This window comes from Stieleria sp., assembly GCF_041595215.1.
Lineage (GTDB): Bacteria > Planctomycetota > Planctomycetia > Pirellulales > Pirellulaceae > Stieleria > Stieleria magnilauensis.
In genome coordinates this window covers 1-2861 of the sequence record NZ_JBFHKV010001082.1, presented here as the reverse complement: position 1 = coordinate 2861, position 2861 = coordinate 1, and the positions used below count along the sequence as shown (strand labels likewise).

Genomic DNA, 2861 nt, shown 5'->3' with positions numbered 1-2861 from the left:
CGTCGGCTCGGTCACCGGACTGCGGCCCCACCGTCGCTCGGCGATCAAACTGCACCACCCACTGGCCGCGTCGAATCTCGACCGATCGGTCCTGCCAAAACACCGATTCTGTTTCCGGGAGCGATGCACCCACCGCGATGTCATTTAGACCTGCATCTGGGCCGGCATCCAAGGCTGCCGCCAGCAAGTAGCGCTTTTCCAGCGACTCAACCCTCAGCCGCCTGCGTCCATTGCCTCGGCCCACTCGGGACGGTCCAGCCGTTCGGCCGACGGCCGCAAACATCCGTTGTGTCACTCGTGAACCGTGAAAAGAATTCCAGTGGGAAGAAGAGGAGCTGTTCAGTATATCTGGTCGCCCGAACGGGTGCGTCGTGTGGGATATCGATGACGCCTCGGGACGTACAAATTGTTACCAAAACCTCTTGGCACCGAAGCCTTGTCGCGTCTTTCTCCCTGAAAGCCGCCCAACGACGCGACCGGTTGGTTGACTGAAGCGTCATTTCTTCGGGTTGGGACCCGTAGGCTCGCGTCAAACGGCTGATCATCTGCAAATAACTGACTGATTTTCGTCCCGCAGCGCGCCGCGGATCCCCTCCACAGGCTCTCCTATTATCATTGCGCCAGAACCGAACGCTGTACGACGATTTCGAGGCACCGAGGGACATGAACCATTCTATTGCTCACGCCATGCTCTGTTGCTGGATCCTCGGTGGGGCAACCGCCCTGGCGCAGGAGTTTCCGTTCCAGCACACCGTCGAGGTCTATCGCAGCGACGAGGATGAAACGATCGCGTTCTCCCTGCGGTTGGAGCAGCCTTTCTTGGCCGAAGAGTTTGAGAAGAGCAACTACCTGCGGCTGCGTTCGAGCGACCCTAACGCCTACTTGATCTATCCGAAAGAAACCAAGTTCCACCAAAAGCACGCCGAGTTCTACGGCAGACTCAAGGGTAGCGGCAAAGTCGACGTGCAACTGTCCTATGAAACCGTCTCGGAAAATCTGGACGGGTCACGCCGGGTTCAAGTGCGCGAAGGGACGATCACCCTTGCGATTCCCGACGTGCCGGCCGACCGCAAATCCGTCGGCCCGCGAAGCATCTTCGAAGACTGGGCGCGGCAACAAAACGAACACTTTGCACGACTGTTGACCTACTACCCCGACGAATCCTTCTTCCAATACTGCTTGCTTCAGTCCAAGGCGCGTTACGGCGTCGATCCGCCGGCGATCCCGAAACGGATGCCGACGCAAGACAATTTAGAAGACGGACTCTACAAGCTGTTCACCGGGTCGCTGGCGATTCAAGAGTCGCTGCAACGGCGGACGCTCAGTTCGTCGGCCAGCCGCGGCGCTTACACGCGTCACATCAGTGAGATCTCGCCACCACGCATCCGATCGCTCGACTACGAAGACCTGCTCAAGCAACGGCTGGACAAGGAAAAAGACGTCACCGTTCAGGTTCACGAGATTTCCAAACTGGTTCCGTCAGACCAGTATTTCCTGCACTTCAATTCGTTTGCCTCATTGGGTGAGACCGTTGATTTGGCGACGCAGTGGGGCGACGACCTGGTGCGGCTTTCGAAGTTGACCGCCCAGGACAATCGGTTGTTGGCCAAACTGGAAGAACAGCTCGGTATCTCTCGATCCGGGATGGAGGAATTGTTTGCCCAAGCCGTGGCCACCGAAGTGGCCGTGACCGGCTCGGATCCCTACCTGCTCGACGGAACCGACGTGACCGTCATCATTCGCGTCAAAGATGAGCAGGCGTTCGCGAAGCAGCTCAATGGCTGGGTCGACGAAGAACGCGGGCGACACCCCGATCTGGTGCAACGGGACTTTAATTACCGCGGGCATCAAGTGACCGCCCGTTACACCAGCGATCGGCTGGTCAGTGCGTTCACGACACGGCATGACGACTACTATGTCTTTTCGAATTCCCACCGCGCCATCCGCCGCATCGTCGATGCATCGCTGGGAGAAGTCGACCGCCTGCATGATGCCGCGGATTATCGATATATCAGCTCGCTGATGCCGCCGTCGACAGACGCCAACTCGGGATACTATTTCGCCTCCGACGCGTTTATCCGACGCATCGTTGCCCCGGCGGCCAAGATCTCGCAAAAGCGCCGCGTCGAGTGTTTTAATAACCTGGTGATGCAAAACAACGCCTCGTTGTTCTTTCGCTTGGAATACGGTCGCTCACCGAATTCGCTCAGCGAGATGATCGAGAAACGTTTCATCGCGGCCGACCGAATCACCTGCCCGCACGGGGGAGCCTACGCGTTCGACGCGGACAGCGACACCTGCACCTGTTCGCTGCACAACCGACTCCGCTACCTGACACCCAATGCCGAACTGTCGGTGTTGAAAGTGTCGGTCGAGGAAGCAGCCGAATACGGACGGTACAAGACACGGTACGAGTCGTTCTGGCAAAAGGTCTTTGATCCCGTCGCGACTCGCATCACCGTTGCGCCCACGATGAAGTTGGAAACGTGTGTGTTGCCGATGGCCGGTAGTACGTTTGACCAGGACATGCGTGCCATGGTCGACCAAAACCCGCAACCCATTGATGTCGCCACGATCGCCCCGTCCGCAGTCGCGTCGATGGTCATGGTCCCCGGACGCAAGAACACCGCGCAGTACCTGATGGCGATCCCCGGCGTGTCGGACGTGGTCACGGAAGACCCGACGCTGACCGATCTGGAATGGTTGGGCGATCGTGTTTCGCTGCATTTTTGTGACGGCGAGATCGTCTTTGAAATCGACCCGACGCAACTGTCTCCGATCCAGCTGCCGTTCGTCGGCGAAGCGCCGGCGATGTGGCAGGCGCTCGCCGGCGGATTGATCTTGACGGCCAACATGCCGGT

Annotated in this window: 2 protein-coding genes; one reads left to right on the top strand and one right to left on the bottom strand. The window is 58.7% G+C overall.

The genetic code is table 11. The features are described from left to right. Window positions 1-283 (bottom strand): hypothetical protein (locus tag ABX749_RS28255; RefSeq protein ID WP_372898976.1); only part of this gene is annotated, 283 nt, incomplete at its 3' end. A 380-nt stretch (window positions 284-663) separates the two neighbouring features. Here ABX749_RS28255 and ABX749_RS28250 point away from each other — a divergent pair. Continuing rightward, the coding region (locus ABX749_RS28250; protein ID WP_372898975.1) for a hypothetical protein at window positions 664-2861 on the top strand (2198 nt) is incomplete at its 3' end.